The organism is Arthrobacter sp. UYCu511, from assembly GCF_040547105.1.
GTDB lineage: Bacteria > Actinomycetota > Actinomycetes > Actinomycetales > Micrococcaceae > Specibacter > Specibacter psychrochitiniphilus.
On the sequence record NZ_JBEPPB010000012.1, the window covers coordinates 19,277 to 35,888 of the forward strand.

Genomic DNA, 16,612 nt, shown 5'->3' on the forward strand with positions numbered 1-16,612 from the left:
AGCGCCCGGGCTGTTACTTTTTGACTGCCAGTGCCTTGGCCGTGAAATCTGACAGGGGGCCTTGGCTCCACTGCTGCCCCTCCACAAAGACGGTAGGCGTTCCAGAGACACCATAATTCTGGGCGAGAATCGAAGAATCTCCCACAAAACCTGCGAAATCCCTGTTGGCCAGGCAGCTGGAAATGTCACCGGCACCAGCTTCTTGTGCCAGCCCAACCAGCACCGCGTTGTCTAGGCCCGCCGACATCTCCGCCGGTTGGTTCTTGAACAGGGAGTCAAAGAAACGCTCGTAACTGGTGGGGGCATTGTTGGCCACGCACGCTGCAGCCTCCGCGGACCTGGTGGAGTACTTAGTGCCATTTGATAGCTGGTCCAGGAATCCAAGAGGGCGGTATTCGAGCGTGATCTTCCCCTGATCGCGGAGCGTTTTCAGTGCGGGACCATTTGTCGTTTCAAACTCGGCACAGAAGGGGCACAGGAAATCCAGGTAAACCACCACCTGCACTGCCTCACCGCTGGCGGAGGGTGCAATGCCAATTTCATCTAACGCAGCAGGGTCCATGGACAGCTGTGACAGGTCCACCTCTCCGGGGAGCTCCGCTGCCGGAAGCACGCCGCCTCCGGGACCAAAAGTGATGCCACCAAAAGCATTCAACGTTCCGCTCATCTCCTGCGCGCCGTAACTCGGCTGGGGAGCCAGAGGTTCATGGCTGGAGGTGCTTGGCGTGCTGGCGAGGATGCCAATGATCAGCAAGGTGCCCAGGATGATCGTGGAAGCCAAAGAAACATAGCCCACAACGAGGCCCCCGATCGCCAGGCCACGCCCCTTTTCCCCAGTCCGCTTGATTTGGGCCAAGGCAATGTGACCCGTGATGACCCCCACCACGTTCACCACGAAGGCGGACACGAGTGAGACAACTGCCAAAACGTTAGTTGTTTCCACCTTTGAACCCAGAGGCATCATTCCGGGATACAAAGGCGGTTGACCGTACGGTGGCTGCTGGCCGTAAGGTTGTTGGCCGTACGGTGGCTGATCTGTTGGATCATTGCGTGGACTGTCTGGGCCTTGGACCGGGTTCTCCCCCACAGCATGCATTTCTTCGTGGAACATGTTTCCCACCATCATCCCAGCAATTGGTGTCCCCATGGCCTTGGCGCGGGCCTGTTCAACTATTTCTGTGACTGCAAAACCTGGGGCAACCCTCGGCGCTGCCCTCCATCACAGCGAGATATGGAGGTGTTCAGCTCTCACCGCCCGGACAGTGCCGAATCGAAGTGTTCCAACGCCAATTCCGCCAGTAAAGAAGATGGCAGCAGGGGCGCTGTCACTAGATCGGCACCTGCCAGCGAAAGCTGGTCATGAAAATATCCCGGCGCCAGCAAGTAGGAGGCAATAGCAACCCCGCGTGCGCCCGAAGCCCGCAATGCCGCAACTCCATCTGGTACGGACGGGAGCGCACTGGCACCATAGGCGGCCATCACCTGCTCGGGCCGCCGCACGGCAAGATCCGCAGCAAGCACTTCAATATGCTCAGCCGATTCCGGCCTGGAAGATCCTGCCGCGGCCAGAACAATGCCCCACCCATGAGGCAGCTCCCCCAGACGCTCATCCAGCAGCTTCGCCAGCCTCGGATCGGGCCCCAACGGCAGAGCCCCCAGGGTGTTCGGCCGGGACGCTACAGCCTCTGCAATATCCACCTGGACGTGGAATCCCACCGTCAGCAACAACGGAACCACCACGGCACGCACTCCCGGCGCCAGCCCGGCCACCACATCCGGCAGCGCAGGTTCCTGCACGTCAACATAAGCCTCCCGCACGGAAAGCCCAGGCCGCAGTGCCACAATCTCGGCCCGGAGCGCGTTGATGCGTTTTTGGCCTTCTGCATTGTTGGTGCCGTGCGCGCACGCAATCATCACCGTCTCCAAGCCCGGCTCGGTCACTTCAGTTCTTCTCATACTCATGGGCAGACTCCTTCTCGCCGGCGTGCAAAGGCACTGGCTGATCTTGGTGCCAATGTACGTTATTTGGGAACCTGCCTGCAGCCAGTTGAGAACACACTGCACTGACCGCTATGGTGCTGCCGTTGTCCTTGCTGTAGTGGTTTCACCGGACTCGTGTCTGGCGTCCGGTGCATGTTTAGAGCACAATCCGCATCGGATCCTCCAGGATCTGCTTCAGATCCTGCAGGAACGCGGCTGCCGTGGCGCCATCGAGCACCCGGTGGTCCACCGTCAGCGTGAGTTTGAGGACCTTCCGTGTGGTGAGTTCACCGTTGCGCACCACCGGCTCCTCCGACGTTGCACCCACGGCGAGGATCGCGGCCTCGGGCGGGTTGATGATGGCCGTGAAGTTGTCGATCCCGAACATGCCCAAGTTGCTGAGAGTAAATGTGCCACCGCTAAACTGCTGCAGCGTCAAGGTCCCTTCCCTGGCCTTGCTCGCCAAATCCCGCGTTTCCGTGGCGATCTCCGCCAGGCCCTTCCTGTCCGCATCCCGCACCACAGGCACAATTAGGCCGTCCGGCACCGCAACGGCTAGGCCCACGTTGATGTGCCGATGCTGATAGATCTTCTCACCCGCCCACGACGAGTTGACCTCAGGGTGGACCCGCAGCGCCACCGCACAGGCACGCACCAGCAGGTCGGTGACGCTCGCCTTGAGACCCACATCCGCAAACCTCACATTGATTCCGCTGCGGAACTCCAGCAGCGCATCCATCTGGACCACGGCGGTCAGGAAGAAGTGCGGCACCGCAGCGCTCTCTGTCAGCCGTTTGACCACGACCTTGCGCATCTGCGTCAAGGGGATCTCTACCGAGTCCTCCTGTACAGCAGGTGCAGTTGCAGTTGCAGGAGTGGATACAGATGTGGACGAGGGAGCCTTCCCATCCCGGCTGGCAGCAGCGCCGTGGTCAGCAGAGCCGTGGTCACCGGCGGCACGGCCGGAAGAGGCATGGTCACCGGCGGCCAGAACATCCGCCCTCACCACTCGGCCTCCGGGACCGGTGCCCTTGATGTCCGCAGGATCAAGGCCCCGTTCCACCGCCATCTTGCGCGCCAATGGAGATGCGAACACCCTGCCATCGGCATGTCCGTGGGTGTCAGTACCCGAGTGGGTATCCCTCTTCGGGGCTTCGTTTGCGCTTCCGGGCGTGGCAGCCTCTGCCGAACCGCCGCCGGAGCTAGAGCCAGCACCGGATCCTATGCCGCTGCCGTCGCCAATGAACGCCACAGGCTCTCCGATAGCCACGGTGGCACCCTCGGCCACCAGTAGTCGTTCCAGCACACCGTCGTCGAAGGCCTCCAAGTCCATCGTGGCCTTGTCGGTTTCAATCTCACCGATGACGTCCCCGGCCTTGACCTGATCGCCAACGTGTTTGAGCCAACGGCCCAGGATCCCTTCCTGCATGGTGTCGGACAGGCGGGGCATGATTACCTCGGGCATGGGGTCCTCCTAGCTTCTGAAACTTGTGTCATCGAGTATTTCAAGGATCACGCGGCGCAGGTCCACGGCATCGGGTAGTGCGCGGCGCTCCAGTGGTTTCGCATACGGCAGCGGAACCTCGGCTGCCGCCACCCTGCGCACCGGTGCATCCAAGTAGTCAAAGGCGCCCTCCATCAATGTGGCCGAGATTTCTGCACCAATACCGTAGCTGAGCCAATCGTCCTCGAGGACCACGGCCCGTCCGGTCTTGCGCACAGAGGCGCAGATGGTGGGCCGGTCAAGGGGTCGCAGGCTGCGCAGGTCCACCACCTCCACGGAGATGCCCTCCTGCGCCATTTGGCGGGCCACCTCCACGGCGACGGTTGTGGCACGCGAGTATGTGATCACGCTCAGGTCTGTGCCTTCCTTGACGACGGCGGCCCTACCGATTTCGCCCGGCGTATCCTCTGGCGGGACTTCGCCCTTTGTGTTGTACAGGGCCAGGTTCTCCAGAAAGATGACGGGATCATCGTCCCGGATGGCTGCCAATAGCAGCGCCTTGGCGTCAGCCGGTGTGGAGGGTGCCACCACCTTGAGACCGGGTACGTGCGCATACCAGACTTCCAGGTTCTGTGAGTGTGTGGCTGCCAACTGCTGCCCTCCGCCGCCGGGCATCCTGATCACTAGGGGTACGCTTTGCTGGCCGCCAAACATGCCGTAGATCTTGGCCGCGTGATTCACAATCTGGTCGATGGCGATCAGGCTGAAGTTCAGTGTCATGATCTCCACCACCGGGCGCATACCCAGCATGGCGGCTCCGATGGCCGCCCCCACAAAGCCTTCCTCGGCGATGGGCGTGTCCCTGACCCGTTCCGGGCCGAACTCACTCAGCAGCCCTGCCGTGATCTTGTAGGAACCCTCAAAAATGCCAATTTCCTCACCCAGCAGGATCACCTTTTCGTCCCGGCTCATTTCGCTGCGGAGGGTGTCATTCAACGCCTGCCGGTAGGTCACCAGTTTTGTCTTGTCGGCTTCTGCGCTCATGGCAGCACCACCATCCTTTCCCCGGGAAGTGCCGTGGGCGCATTGGGCACCGGCGTTGCATACGCATAGTCAAAGAGCTGATCGGGGGTGGGGTCCGGCCCCGCATCCGCAAACGCGACCGCAGCCGCCACCTGCTCCTCCATCTCTGTTTCAATGGCGTCCGCCTGTTTTTCGGTGAGAGTGCCATCGGCAATTAGTTGGGCACGCAGTGCCGGCACGGGGTCAGCCTCTTGGGCGGTTTCAACGTCCGCTGCGGAACGGTAACGGGCCGGGTCAACCACCGAGTGGCCGCGCAGCCGGTAACTCATCAGCTCCAGCAGGGCTGGCCGACGTTGCGTCCGCGCCTGATCCAACGCGTCGGTGGCTGCCTGGCGCACTGCCAGAACGTCGTCGCCGTCGGCCCTGACCCCGGGTATCCGGTAGGACGCGCCGCGCTTGTACAGCTCAGGCTCCCCCGCTGCTTTCTCCACAGTGGTGCCCATGCCCAGCCTGTTGTTGATGACAACGTAGACAATGGGCAGCGACCACACCGCGGCTAAGTTCAACGACTCGTGAAACGCACCGATGTTGGTGGTTCCATCCCCCATCTGGCACATGACCGCTTCGGCGTCCGGGCCGGGTGCGCCGCGGTACGTCAGCGCCAGAGCCGCACCCGTCGCCGGCGGGATCTGCCCGCCCACAATTCCGTAGCCGCCCAGCATCCGCGTGCCCGTGTCAAACATGTGCATGGAGCCACCCCGCCCCTTGGAGACGCCGGTGGTCTTGCCAAACAGTTCTGCCATGACCTTGCCGGTATCCATGCCACGCATCAGGGCGTAGCCGTGGTCCCGGTAGTTGGTGAACAGGTAATCGGTGGGCCGCAAGGCATCCATCAGCCCCACCACCGATGCCTCTTCGCCCAAGTTCAAGTGGCAGTACCCGCCAATCTTGGCCCGCTTGTACATTTGGTCCGCGGTTAATTCGAACTTGCGGATGAGCACCATCCGCCGGTAAAACTCCACCAGGGCCCCGGCGTCCGCTGTCCTCGACTCGTTCATTGTCCATCTCCTTCAAGTCTGTGTGTGGAAGTGGCCGGTGCCGCCTAGCTGGCCGGCTCTCTGAGGTGGCGGCTCAGGTTCCGGGCGGTTGTTCATGGAGCTCAAACCGGCTGCCATCACCTTGGCATCGGGGGCATTTGTCCGGCGGCGTGGGTCCGCGGACAGGTTCCCCGCACACCCCGCACACCCATTCGGTGGCAAGCAAGGAGACAATGTCACCCCGGCTGACTATCCCTACCACTCGGCCCTCCTGAAGTACCGGGAGCCGGCGGACTCGTTTTTCAATCAGCAGATGCCTCAGGTCTGCAATGCGAGTGTCTTCGCTGACGGAGATCACCGCAGTGGTCATCAGGGATGCGGCTGTTTTGCCTTCCTTGGCGAGCAGGTCAAATTCGCTAACCAGCCCCAAGACGTGGCCGGAATGGTCTACCACTGGCACACCGCTGATCCGGTGGGAACGCAACAGTTCCGCGATCTGAGCCACCGCCGTATCCGCAGGGATGGTTATTACGGGGCTGCTCATGATGTCTGCCGCCGTGGCCGGGATTTTTGCGTCCATGGTTTCTCCTAAGATGCGTGTAACAGTTTGTGCCAGCCGGACCTGGACCTGCTCGATCCACGTTTGGCGGCGTATCATCCGGTGCGGGCCTGCCCGAAGCCACTCTGACCGGAGCCGGCCGCAACAGCTCCGGGGGCCGCCTTGTCCTGGCAGCAAGCAGCTGCCTCGTCCGGCACAAACCCGCCGGTGTCCTTGTTGCTGATGCCTACGGCGGAGATGACCCCTCCCACCAGCAGCAAGATTGCAACCACCACCATGATCCGCCGGAACGAGTCAACATCTAGAGCTGTTCCTAGGATGATCCCGGCCAAAGCGATGGCAACGAGGCCAGCCACTCGGGAGACCGCGTTGTTTACAGCAGATCCGATGCCGCTTTGTAACGGAGGGACGGCACCAAGAATGGCAGACGTCAGTGGCGCCACGGTCACGGATAGGCCAATTCCGTACAAGATAAGGCCCGGAAGCATCTGGAACCAGAAGTTAAATGGTTCGGTTGCCGTCATCATCCATAAAAAGCCGCACCCGGCCACCGCTGGACCCACTGCCATAAACAAGCGCGGGCCATAGCGCCCGGCCAGGCCTCCGAAGACACCGGCCAAGAAGATGGTAAGCACCGCTACCGGCAGCGTTGCCAGGCCTGCCTGCGCAGCCGTGAACCCTGCCACTTCCTGTAAGAAAATCACCACCATCAGCGGCCCCAACGAAACCCCTGCGTAGACGAAGGCCGTGGCTAGATTGCCCACGGCAAAATTGCGGGCTTTGAACAACCCCAGAGGCATCATGGGGTGCCGGCTCCGGGCCTCCCAGAGAAGGAAAGCAGCCAGCAGCACCATCCCGGCCACGAACGGGACCGAGACCGCAGGGTTCTTCCAGCCCAAGCGCTGCTGCTCAATCAATGCAAACACCGTGCCAGCCAAGCCCACCGCCGCCAAGACTGCACCGGCGACGTCAACGCTAGGGCGAACTCTTGATGCGCCCGGATCGGTGGCAGAGCTCGCCCCGGCCAGCTGGGGTGTTGCGCTGCTGTTCCGGCCCAACCCGGCCAGGAGCACCAGCGTTCCCGCGATGGGAAGAACGTTGATAGCGAAGATGAGCCTCCAGCTGACGTATTCCACCAGCACCCCTCCCAGCAGCGGACCTGCGACGAAGGCTGTCCCGGTCCAGGCAGTCCATGAGCCAATGGCTTTTGCCCGCCCGGGGCCTGTGAAGGCCGAGGTGATCAGTGCCAGCGAGCTGGGCACCAGCAGTGCAGCCCCGGCACCTTGGACGGCACGGGCGGCGATCAGCAAGGCACCTGTGGGTGCCACCGCACAGGCCATAGAAGCGATGTCGAAGATACCAAGCCCCACGCCAAGAATGCGAATCCGGCCAAAGGTATCCGAAAGTGAACCGGCCAGCAGGATCAAAGCACCCAGCGTCAGCAGATAGGCATCAACTACCCATTGCTGAGTGGCTAAGCCGCCTCCCAGATCGTCTTTGATGGCTGGGAGCGCCACATTGACGATGGCTCCGTCAAGAAACGCCACGAAGGAGGCAAGAATAGCCACCCACAGGACCCTTCGCTGCAAGGACGTCATGGGCACCTGGGCCGTGGAGCCAGAAACCGGCAAGCCGGAACCCGCGCGGGGCAATCTGCCCTTGCGCCGCCAAGGCAACTCTCTGACACCCTTATTCCGTGTCCCCATGTGGCCATTAGAGGCCCTCAAAGGCCAACCCGTCAAGGCTTGCCTGCACCACGGCCAAGTCACCTCGAGTTATTGACGTCCGGGCCCAATGGGACGATCGTGGAAGGGACGGCAACAGAATTGTTCCTTTAAAGATTCCACCCTCTAGGAGGGGCCATGACCCCCACACAAGTCCCTCATATCCTTATTCTTGGCGGTGGGTACGTAGGCCTCTACACCGCATGGGGGTTGCGCCGGGCGCTACCGCGAGGCAGGGCACACATCACGGTGGTTGAGCCTAATCCGTACATGACCTACCAGCCACTGCTACCGGAGGTGGCCGGGGGCGAGCTCGATGCCCGGAGCGTTGCTGTTGACCTTTCCCGTGCATTGAAGGGCTTGGATTTGTTTCGCGGCCGGCTCCTCTCCTTGGACCTGGCCGGACGCACCGCGGCTCTTGAATCGCTCACCGGTACACCCTCCACCATGTCCTTTGATCACGTAGTCCTTGCCATGGGCGCCGTCAGCCGGACCTTTCCCACGCCAGGGCTGGCCGAGCACGGGATCGGCTTCAAGACCTTGGCAGAGGCCGTCCATGTGCGGAACCAAGTACTGGGAAACATTGCCATCGCGGCGGCAGCCACTGATCCACAGGAGCGCGCCAAAGCCTTGACCTTCGTCTTCGTCGGGGGCGGCTATACAGGGGTGGAGGCGCTGTGCGAGCTGAGCGACCTGTCCAAACTTGCCGTGGATGAATACCCTTCACTGAGCCGCAGCGACCTCCGGTGGGTCCTTGTGGAAGCGTTGGACCGGGTGGCTCCGGAAGTGGGCCCCAAACTCTCCAAATTCACCTTGATGCAGTTGCGTGAGCGCGGCATCGACGTTCGTCTGGAGACCACCATGACATCGTGTGTTGATTCTCAGGTGGTGCTCAGCGACGGCACCACCTTCGCCGCCAATACTCTTGTCTGGACAGCAGGGGTCAAACCCAATCCCGTGTTGGATGACACCGATGTTCCCCGCGGGCCCAAGGGACACGTCAATGCCAATGCCAAGTTGCAGGTCATCACTGACGACGGCGTACCGGTCCCCGGCGCGTGGGCTGCTGGCGACAACGCCCAGGTCCCCGATGCTAACGCAGAAAAGCAGCCTGCTTTCTACGCCCCGAACGCCCAAAATGCCATGCGTCAAGCGAAGGTACTGGCCCGGAACATCGCCGCCGATCTGGACGGCAAGCCCCTTGTGGAATTCAGGCACAAGTCCCTGGGCACCCTGGCGAGCTACGGGGTGGGCCGGGGCGCCGCCGTCGTACTGGGTATTGAACTAAAGAACCGGCCCGCCTGGTTTGCGGACCGGCTCTACCACGGCCTGGCAGTGCCCACCTTTAACCGCAAGTGGCATGTGTTTACGGCGTGGACTGCCGGCTCCTTCGCCAAGCGCGACCTCACCGCGCTGCCAGGGATCGAACACCCACGCCAGGCCTTCCTAGAGACGTTCAAGAAGAAGTAGTTGCGGCATTCACCAGGGCCGGGCCTCAGCCTTTCCGCGCAAACGCTGTACGCAGGGAAAGCTTGCGGGAATATTCAATGGAGCCGTAGCGGAACAAGTGCACGGCAATGCGCAGGGCCAGGGCACCGAAGATGAACAATTCGGCAATGACGATGCCCGCCTGCCAGCCCGGGAGGGAGCCGAAGGCGTTGCGCAGCATGGCCGTGATGGGCGCTGTGAATGGGAAGAACGTGAATATTTCCACGATCAGTGAGCCCGGGTCACTAACCACCAAAGTGACAATGTAGAACGGGATGAACATCATGATCATGACCGGGGCGAACACGGTGCTGGCATCCTTCGCTGTGGGCATGACAGCCCCGATCCCCACCAGCACGCCGGTGAACAAGATGAACCCGCCAATGAACATCAGCGCCCCAGTCAGCATGGGCAGGAATTGGAACTGCAGCGTGGATAAATCAAAGTTGGGCATGTTCAGTTGCTCGCGGAAGAATAGGTAGCCCAGCACCATGGGCGTGGCAAACACCAACGCCTGCACGGCCCCCACCAGAAATAGCGAAATCACCTTGCCCACTACCAGCGTGGTGGGGTTCAGCGTGGTCAGGATCATCTCCGTCACACGGTTTTCCTTCTCCTCCAACGTGGACGCCAGCATCTGGTTCGCCAGCAGGATGATCACCACATAAAACAGCACCAGAAACAGCAGCGGCGGCACCACTGTTGCGAGCCCGCCCGAAGGTTCGCCGTCCTTGAACGTCTGAGATTCTGTCCTGAAATTCCCTTGCACCGCCGCCGTCAGCTCCGCCGAGCCCACCTTTTCCTGCGCCGAGCGAACCACCAGTTCCTTGGCTACAGCCTCATACGTGCCGTTTTTGAAGATTCCCTGATCCGCCCCATAGACCAGCACCGGCTCCTTGGTGATGTCCGCAGGGAAGCTGAACCAGGCATTTAGTTCACCCCCTTTAACACGTTGCGCTGCGGTGCCCGGGTTCTGCTCCGGGACCCCGCCCATGGCGGTGGCCACCTTGGGGTCGATGATCCCGGAGGTGTCCGTATAGGTGAACGCAAGTGTCTGGTTCTTTTGCTCGTCGGAGCGAGTTGCCGTGGCGGAATTGCTGATAAAAACCAGAGCAAAAACTATTCCCAGCAGCACGGGGATGGCCAAGGTGGCAATCCAAAAACGCCGCTTCTTGATGGTGCGGGTGAACTCAAACTTCACCACCGTGCCCAAGTTACGCCGCGCCATCGTAGCGCCCCTTCCTTCGAAGTCCCCGGGCTGCTGGTGTGGCTGTGCCGTCCTGCGCACCGCCCGCCTCCCCGTACACCTGTATGAAAATGTCTTCCAGGCTGCGCTTGGCTGCCACAAACCCGCGCACCACCACCCCGGCCAGCACCAGTTCCTTCAACACCTCGGCTTCATCTGCGGAATCCTCCAGCGAAAGCTCTGCGTAGTTGGTTTCTTGCAAGACCACTGCGTAGTGCGGTGAGCGGGGCAACACACCCGAATATTTCAGCCGAATGGTCCGCCCGCCAAACTGGTTTTGGACTTCCGCAATGGTGCCGTACGCCTCCGCCCGCCCATTCTTGAGCAGAATGATCCGGTCGCAGAGCCGCTCCACTTCCTCCATTTGGTGGGTGACCATCATGACCGTGGCCCCAGCTTCTTTGCGTTCCTCGATGATGTCCATGAGCAGACGCCGGTTCACGGGGTCGAACCCCTTGGTGGGCTCATCCAAGATCAACAGCTCCGGCTCATTCATAATGGTCACACCCAGCTGCACTTTTTGTTGTTCACCACCAGAGAGCTTGTCCACGCGTACATCTGCCTTGTCGGAAAGATCCACGCGCTCCAAGAACTGCCGGGAGTACTCCACCGCGTCCTGTTTGGATAACCCCTTGAGCCGGCCAAAGTAACTCATCACATCCAGTACCGACTCTTTTTTATACAGCCCGCGCTCCTCGGGCAGGTAGCCGAGCCGGGCACCGTAATCATCACTGAACACCTTGCCATTGATCTCAAGAGTTCCCGCCGTGGGCCGGTAGATGCCCAGTAAAGCCCTGATGGTGGTTGTTTTACCGCTGCCGTTGCTGCCCAGAAATCCAAACGTCTCCCCGCGCGCCACGTCAAAGGAAAGTCCCTCAATGACTTTTTTGGCCCCGAATTGCATGTGGAAGTCATGAACGTAAATCAGCGGCTGAGCGGCATCCATTTTTCCAGCGTAGTCACAAATGGCTCCCGTGTGATAGGAAATTGGGCATTGTCTGCCAGCACCCATTAAGCTTAGCGCTGCCTGCCCCTTGCAGCTGTTACCGGCTGCCGATCCACGAATGCGTCCATGAACTTTGATCTGCTCCTCATCCTTGACCTACTCGGCGTCTTTTTCTTCGCAGTTTCGGGCTGCCTGCTCGCGACCCGCAAGGGTTTTGATCTTGTCGGTTCGCTCCTGCTGGGCTCCATGGTGGGCCTGGGCGGCGGTGTCATCCGCGACATCGTCTTGAATGCCGGACCTCCTGCCGCCTTCACAAATCAGATCTATTTGTTGCCCCCTGCAGCAGCTGCCGCCTTGGTCTATTTCACGGTGAAAAACGTCCAGCGCAGTGGCCGCCTGCTGTTCATGTTCGACGCCGGCGGGTTGGCATTGTTTTGCGTCACAGGTACGCTCAAGGCCCTCGAAGCGGGAATGAACCCCGTGGCCTCCATCCTCCTGGGAGTCACCACCGCCGTGGGCGGAGGGATCCTGCGCGATGTCACCGCCAATGACGTCCCCAAGGTTTTTGACCCCAAGGACCTTTACGCGATTCCGGCCTTTATTGGTGCCGGTTTAGCCACTGGATTATGGCATCTGGGCTGGCTGAGCTTTACCACGGGGGCTATGGCCACTGTAGTGGTTTTCGCCTTGCGCATGCTGAGTCTGCGCTACGGCTGGCATGCTCCCCTGGCTGCCCGTAGCTGGACACCGCGGCGGGGCCAGCGCGGCTAAGATTGCTCTAGAGCGCATTGCTACCTGTTGCTAGTTTCTGGAGATTTTAATGTCTGACATGTTCGTAGAGAAGTTCCGCGGTCTGGTCCCCTTGTACTTGGAGGAGCCCTGGCAGGAGGCCGACGGCATCACCGTGGCGGACCTGGACGCAGTCTTCTCCGAATTGCAGATCACAGTACCCCTGGCTTTGCGCGAATTCCTGCACGCCTTGGGCAACTGCGAGGAACTCATGGAGGCCTACTACTACTTCTGGGATCCCGAAGAATTGGAACTCGAAGACGGTTACCTACTCTTCCTCGAGGACAAAGACGAGAACTACACGTGGGGAATGCTGGCAGATCAGGCGGACGTTCCCGATCCCATTGTCTGGCGCCGCAACAACGCCACGGGTGAATGGATCAACGAAGAAGGCACCTTTAGCGAGTTTGTGTTCGACATGCTTGATTGGGTCTTCAAGGAAGTACTCACCGACCAGGACTAACCCACAGCAAGTACGCAGCGAATGGCTATGGGAATATTCATCCGGGAGCGGTAGCGTGGCGTTATGAACGCACAGGAAGCTTCGAACACATTGGATCCGGAACCGGCTGCAATTGTTGGCCTGGTTGAAAAGTTGGTTGAGGGGATGTGGCCCCGCTCAGACTTCGACCGCAAGGCGTGGTTTGAACGCCATGGATTGGTCTCTGGGGCCGCTTGGGATGAGGCCAGCGCCGCCCCCGCTGTAGCGCATTACTCGCTGCGTACTCCCATGGCTGGCGGGGAGATCGCCTCCTCATGGACTTCCTACAACGGGAGATTTCTGGGCATCAGCATGCAGGTTTATTCCTCCATGCAAACAGATAATCCGTCCACACGGCAAGGCTACGATGACATCCATAACCGGCTCATAACCCTCTATGGTGAGGGCACAAATCCTTGGCACGATCCCATTGTTCAGGCGTGCGTTTGGAACGTCAACGGCCGCCGCATTGTGATTCGATTCTTCAATCTCCAACACAGCGGAGTCATGGTCAGCGTCGACGATGCTGGCTTGGCTTCGGCTTCAGAAGCAGAAGCTCGGCGTCGGAATGCGCCGGCGCACTGGAATAACAGCGCTGAGGCCCTAAGCCCCTACGTCATGCCGAAGCTGGGTGCACAAAAGTAAATCCCGAGCACCCAGCCCCCATTGCGCCCAAGCTAAACGTCGCGTGAGACCACGGCTTCGGCGAAGCTGGCCAGCGCTGTTTTGACCATACCTTCCGGTAGCGGAGCCAGTGCAGCAATGGCGGCGTCCGACCATTGCCGCGCCACGGCCCAAGACTCAAGCGTGACAGGATGTTCACGCAGCGCCTTCACGGCCGCGGCCAGTGACTCATCGCTGCTCAGATCGCCATCTACCAGAGCAAGCGCTGCGGCGGCATCGGCGTCTCCGGCGGCAGCAGCATTGCGCAGCAGCAACACGGGCAGGGTAGGGACGCCTTCGCGCAGATCCGTTCCCGGGGACTTTCCAGAAACCTGCTTCAAACCGGTGACATCAATGACGTCATCGGCCAGTTGGAAAGCAACGCCCACTTTTTCACCGTATTCGAGCATGACATCTTGAAGGCTCTCATCAACACCGGCAAAGATTGCCCCGAGCTGGCCAGAGGCGGCAACTAGCGAACCGGTCTTATCGGCAATAACCGAGAGGTAATGCTCAATGGGGTCTTCGTCTTCACGCGGGCCAACTGTCTCATGCAGTTGGCCCAGGCACAGCCGCTCAAAGGTGCGTGCCTGAATTCCCAGGGCCCGCCCGCCCAGTTCCGAGACCAGAATTGAAGCGCGCGCAAAGATGAGGTCACCCGTAAGAATGGCAACAGTGTTGCCCCATACTTCGTGGGCCGTGGGGGCGCCGCGGCGGAAGGGCGCCGAGTCCATGACGTCGTCGTGGTAGAGCGTGGCCAGGTGCGTCAGTTCAACCACCACGGCGGCCTGCACCACTTCCTTCCGGTTCGGGTCCCCAAGGTGGGCGGCCAGAAGGACCAGCAGCGGACGGATGCGCTTGCCGCCGGCTTCTACCAGGTGCCGGCTCGTGGCGTCGGCCAGAGGATCAGAGTGGGCAATTGCTTCACGCAGCACCTTCTCCACCTTGGCCATGCTCATGGCAATCGAGGGGCCCAGATCCGGGTCTTCTGCCACTGCCGAAAAACCGGACGGCAGTGCCAGCCCCGTGGCAATGGCCATGGTGCTGGGGTTGGAGTCGTGAGATTCAGGGCGTCCTTGCCCGGCATGGGTCCAGCTGTGGTTCGCGGAAGTAGTCACTGCTTAACACTAACTTTTGGTAGGGATTGTTGCTCGGATGTGCGGGTAGTGTCCTGGTTGCTGGTAGCAGGGACGAGCTTCTCCAGTAGATGAATCACTCTATCCTCAAAACCACGTTTGTCTGTGTCCGTCAGATTCGTCATCAACCGAACCACAAACCGCATCAGCACCGGAACACTCATGCCCGTGCGCAGCGCCAACTTCATGATGGTGGGATTTCCAATCATGGAAGCAAAAACCCGCCCCATGGTGAAGTGGCTGCCCCACGCATCACGCACCAGGGTGCTGTAGTTGGACAGTGCGTGATCTGCTGCGAGACGCGAGTTGGTGCCTGCTGCCTGGATGATCTGTTCTGCCGCGAACCGGGCAGATTCCATGGCGTAGGAAATTCCCTCACCGTTAAAGGGGCTCACCATGCCGCCGGAATCACCGAGCAGGAGCAGGCCGCCCGAATAGTGCGGAGTCCGGTTGAAGGCCATGGGCAGGGCGGCACCCCTGATGGGTCCCACCTGGTTTTCAGGGGTGAAACCCCATTCCCCGGGCATGGCCGCAGTCCAGTCACGCAGCACGCCGCGGTAATCGAGCTTGCCGAATTCCTTAGAGGTGTTCAGTATGCCCAAACCAACGTTGGAGGTTCCGTCACCTACCCCAAACACCCATCCGTACCCTGGCAGAACCCGTCCGTTGGGAGAAGGAAGCTCCAGCCAGCCCTCCATCCAATCGTCCTCGTGCCGAGGTGAGGTGAAATACGTACGGTAAGCAACGCCCATGGGCCGGTCGTCACGTTTGGCGTGCCCCAACGAGACGGCAGTGCGGGTGGAGTTCCCGTCCGCGGCAAGCACCACGTCGGCCTGGAAGTCCACAGTTTCGCCCGTCTTGCGCCCAGCCCCGTCCACCAGTGATGCCCGTGCACCCACCACAGTGCCGGCGTCGTCCGTCAATGCCTGTGTCACCGAATGGCCCTCGAGGATGGTGGCACCGGCGGCGCGGGCATGATTGGCCAGTGCTTCATCGAAGCCCAGCCGGGTACGGATGAGCCCGTAATTGGGGAAGTCGCTGAGTTCGGGCCACGGCACCTCAATTTGGCGCCCGGCGGCAATCAGCCGTAGGCCCTTGTTGCGGCGCCATCCTTCGGAGGGCTCGTGCGGCAGGCCCATGAGCGCCATTTCGCGCACGGCCCGTGGGGTGAGCCCGTCGCCGCAAACCTTTTCACGTGGAAAGCGGGTCTTTTCCAGCACGGTGACGTCAATCCCGGCGGATGCCAGATGCCAGGCCGCAGTGGATCCGGCGGGACCGGCACCTACTATGAGTACCTTCACTGTGGGTGGAGTTCCTTTGTTTAGCGATCGGTTGCGGCTGATTCGCCATCAACCGTCAGGGGTTTCACGGCTCGGTGCACGGCCACAATGCCACCGCTCAAATTCCTGTAGGCCACGGCATCCCAACCTGCTTCGGTGAGCCAGGCGGAGAGCTTGTCCTGATTGGGCCACACCCTGATGGACTCCGCCAAGTACACGTACGCCGCAGGGTTGGAGGCAACTTTTTTGGCGATGGGAGGCAAGGCTCGCATCAAATATTCGGTGTAAACAGTGCGGAAAGGGGCAAAGGTGGGGTGTGAGAAATCGGCCACCACCAGCGTGCCGCCGGGCTTGGTGACGCGCAGCATCTCCCGCAACGCCTTTTTCGGATCCATCACATTACGCAAGCCAAAGGAGATGGTGGAAGCGTCAAAGGAGTTATCGGCAAACGGCAGGTTGGTTGCATCCCCGGCAATAAAGTCAATGTCCGGGCGGCGGCGTTTACCAACTTTGAGCATGCCCACGGAGAAATCGCAGGCCACCACGTTCACGCCAGCGTCGGCAAACGGTTCGCTCGAGGTGCCGGTGCCGGCGGCGAGATCCAACACCCGCTGGCCGGGCTTTGCATCCACGGCTTCGAGGACAATGCGCCGCCAACGGCGCGTCTGTCCCATCGACAAAATATCGTTGACGACGTCGTATTTGGGGGCCACGTCGTCAAACATGGCGGCCATTTCTTCCGGACGCTTCTCCAAGGATGCACGGTTCACTCCCTTAGTCTCTCAAACTTTGTGCAGCTTCGCGCATTGTTCGCCG

General features: G+C 60.8%; 16 protein-coding genes. 4 read left to right on the plus strand and 12 right to left on the minus strand.

The window, feature by feature from the left end:
• Positions 1–13 precede the first annotated feature (13 nt).
• The 7 genes from ABIB48_RS14765 to ABIB48_RS14795 all read right to left on the minus strand — a co-directional run bounded on the left by ABIB48_RS14765 (position 14) and on the right by ABIB48_RS14795 (position 7,611).
• Entirely contained in the window at positions 14–1,111 is a 1,098-nt protein-coding gene (locus tag ABIB48_RS14765; protein WP_354213471.1) for a thioredoxin domain-containing protein, read from the minus strand.
• 137 nt (positions 1,112–1,248) lie between these two features.
• Positions 1,249–1,962, minus strand: a complete 714-nt coding sequence (locus ABIB48_RS14770; RefSeq protein WP_354213472.1) for a sirohydrochlorin chelatase — start codon at positions 1,960–1,962, stop codon at positions 1,249–1,251.
• A gap of 175 nt (positions 1,963–2,137) precedes the next feature.
• On the minus strand, positions 2,138–3,445 hold the full coding sequence (locus ABIB48_RS14775) for a dihydrolipoamide acetyltransferase family protein (RefSeq protein ID WP_354213473.1): 1,308 nt from the start codon (positions 3,443–3,445) through the stop codon (positions 2,138–2,140).
• Between the two features lie 9 nt (positions 3,446–3,454).
• A complete protein-coding gene (locus ABIB48_RS14780) occupies positions 3,455–4,468 on the minus strand; it encodes an alpha-ketoacid dehydrogenase subunit beta (protein ID WP_354213474.1) in 1,014 nt (337 codons plus the stop codon).
• Entirely contained in the window at positions 4,465–5,505 is a 1,041-nt protein-coding gene (gene pdhA, locus ABIB48_RS14785; protein WP_354213475.1) for a pyruvate dehydrogenase (acetyl-transferring) E1 component subunit alpha, read from the minus strand. Before pdhA ends, ABIB48_RS14780 begins: the two co-directional genes overlap by 4 nt.
• Before the next feature lie 73 nt (positions 5,506–5,578).
• The gene (locus ABIB48_RS14790; protein WP_354213476.1) at positions 5,579–6,064 is read right to left on the minus strand and encodes a CBS domain-containing protein; all 486 of its coding nucleotides are present in this window, start codon (positions 6,062–6,064) and stop codon (positions 5,579–5,581) included.
• Positions 6,065–6,138: 74 nt separating this feature from the next.
• The gene (locus tag ABIB48_RS14795; RefSeq protein ID WP_354213477.1) at positions 6,139–7,611 is read right to left on the minus strand and encodes an MFS transporter; all 1,473 of its coding nucleotides are present in this window, start codon (positions 7,609–7,611) and stop codon (positions 6,139–6,141) included.
• A gap of 294 nt (positions 7,612–7,905) precedes the next feature.
• Between ABIB48_RS14795 and ABIB48_RS14800 the strand changes: the two genes are divergently transcribed.
• On the plus strand, positions 7,906–9,237 hold the full coding sequence (locus tag ABIB48_RS14800) for an NAD(P)/FAD-dependent oxidoreductase (RefSeq protein ID WP_354213478.1): 1,332 nt from the start codon (positions 7,906–7,908) through the stop codon (positions 9,235–9,237).
• 25 nt (positions 9,238–9,262) lie between these two features.
• On the opposite strand, the gene ABIB48_RS14805 is transcribed toward ABIB48_RS14800, so the two are convergent.
• Positions 9,263–10,483, minus strand: coding sequence for an ABC transporter permease (locus ABIB48_RS14805; RefSeq protein ID WP_354213479.1), 1,221 nt, complete (start codon positions 10,481–10,483; stop codon positions 9,263–9,265).
• Complete coding sequence (locus tag ABIB48_RS14810; protein ID WP_315915192.1) at positions 10,470–11,447, minus strand: ABC transporter ATP-binding protein; 978 nt, start codon at positions 11,445–11,447, stop codon at positions 10,470–10,472. Before ABIB48_RS14810 ends, ABIB48_RS14805 begins: the two co-directional genes overlap by 14 nt.
• Positions 11,448–11,573: 126 nt before the next feature.
• On the opposite strand from ABIB48_RS14810, the gene ABIB48_RS14815 reads away from it, so the two are divergent.
• The 3 genes from ABIB48_RS14815 to ABIB48_RS14825 all read left to right on the plus strand — a co-directional run bounded on the left by ABIB48_RS14815 (position 11,574) and on the right by ABIB48_RS14825 (position 13,362).
• Entirely contained in the window at positions 11,574–12,218 is a 645-nt protein-coding gene (locus ABIB48_RS14815; RefSeq protein ID WP_354213480.1) for a trimeric intracellular cation channel family protein, read from the plus strand.
• Between the two features lie 49 nt (positions 12,219–12,267).
• Complete coding sequence (locus ABIB48_RS14820) at positions 12,268–12,699, plus strand: hypothetical protein (RefSeq protein WP_110105432.1); 432 nt, start codon at positions 12,268–12,270, stop codon at positions 12,697–12,699.
• 63 nt (positions 12,700–12,762) lie between these two features.
• Positions 12,763–13,362, plus strand: a complete 600-nt coding sequence (locus ABIB48_RS14825) for a hypothetical protein (RefSeq protein ID WP_315915189.1) — start codon at positions 12,763–12,765, stop codon at positions 13,360–13,362.
• Between the two features lie 32 nt (positions 13,363–13,394).
• On the opposite strand, the gene ABIB48_RS14830 is transcribed toward ABIB48_RS14825, so the two are convergent.
• From ABIB48_RS14830 to ABIB48_RS14840, 3 genes are read right to left on the minus strand one after another with little or no spacing between them, the layout of a single operon-like run.
• A complete protein-coding gene (locus ABIB48_RS14830; protein WP_354213481.1) occupies positions 13,395–14,498 on the minus strand; it encodes a polyprenyl synthetase family protein in 1,104 nt (367 codons plus the stop codon).
• Positions 14,495–15,817 carry a geranylgeranyl reductase family protein gene (locus ABIB48_RS14835; protein WP_354213482.1) on the minus strand — a complete coding sequence of 441 codons (1,323 nt, stop codon included), beginning with the start codon at positions 15,815–15,817 and terminating at the stop codon, positions 14,495–14,497. Before ABIB48_RS14835 ends, ABIB48_RS14830 begins: the two co-directional genes overlap by 4 nt.
• A 20-nt stretch (positions 15,818–15,837) precedes the next feature.
• Positions 15,838–16,566: a demethylmenaquinone methyltransferase gene (locus ABIB48_RS14840; RefSeq protein WP_110105428.1), complete on the minus strand. Its 729-nt coding sequence runs from the start codon at positions 16,564–16,566 to the stop codon at positions 15,838–15,840.
• Between the last annotated feature and the right edge of the window lie 46 nt (positions 16,567–16,612).